This is a genomic window from Chryseobacterium gossypii, assembly GCF_041361455.1.
Classification (GTDB): Bacteria; Bacteroidota; Bacteroidia; order Flavobacteriales; family Weeksellaceae; genus Chryseobacterium; species Chryseobacterium gossypii.
On sequence record NZ_JBGCUR010000089.1, the window covers coordinates 1 to 632 of the forward strand.

1 pseudogene is annotated in these 632 nt (G+C 39.9%); it reads left to right on the plus strand.

What is annotated here, in order from left to right:
• Window positions 1-572 (plus strand): annotated as a pseudogene (locus ABMQ40_RS16680) (hypothetical protein); the annotation flags it as partial.
• Window positions 573-632: the final 60 nt, after the last annotated feature.

Below are 632 nucleotides of genomic sequence, written 5' to 3' on the forward strand. Positions count from 1 at the left end.
TCAATGGAGAAATGGAAGTCGGAGGACAAGAGCTTATTGGACATAGAATGAAATTGGCAGATTATATTGGTTACATAGAAACTATTAATGATTATAGAGATAATATTGGAGGTGCCTTTGCAAATAATGCAGGTTTAACAAGATTAGGAACAAATGGACAAATATATTTTCCAACTGCAGGGGGACGTGTATTTTATGGCAATCAATATGTAAGAACGGTATCTTTGGCAAAATGGGGAGGTATAGCTTCCAAAGGAACTGTGGGAGTTAGTATTGCAATAGGTTTAGTTAAAACAGGTCAAGGTTATCAACAGGATGGAGGAAAATTTGGGCAAAATACTCAAAGAGCCATTGCTGGAACGGCAGGAAGTATGATAGGTGGTTGGGCAGGTGCAGAGGCTGGAGCATTAATGGGAGCAGAGTTTGGGGCAACTATTGGCTCTCTATTTCCAGGCGCGGGAACCATAATTGGAGGGGTCATTGGTGGAGTTGCAGGAGGAATTATTGGGGCTTTCGGTGGTGGTGCTTTCGGTGGAGCTAAAGGAAGTGTAGATGCCTATTACATGCCATAAATATAATTTATATTATGAAAAAAATAGAAGTTTTTTGGAATATCGTCCATTATTTCGATT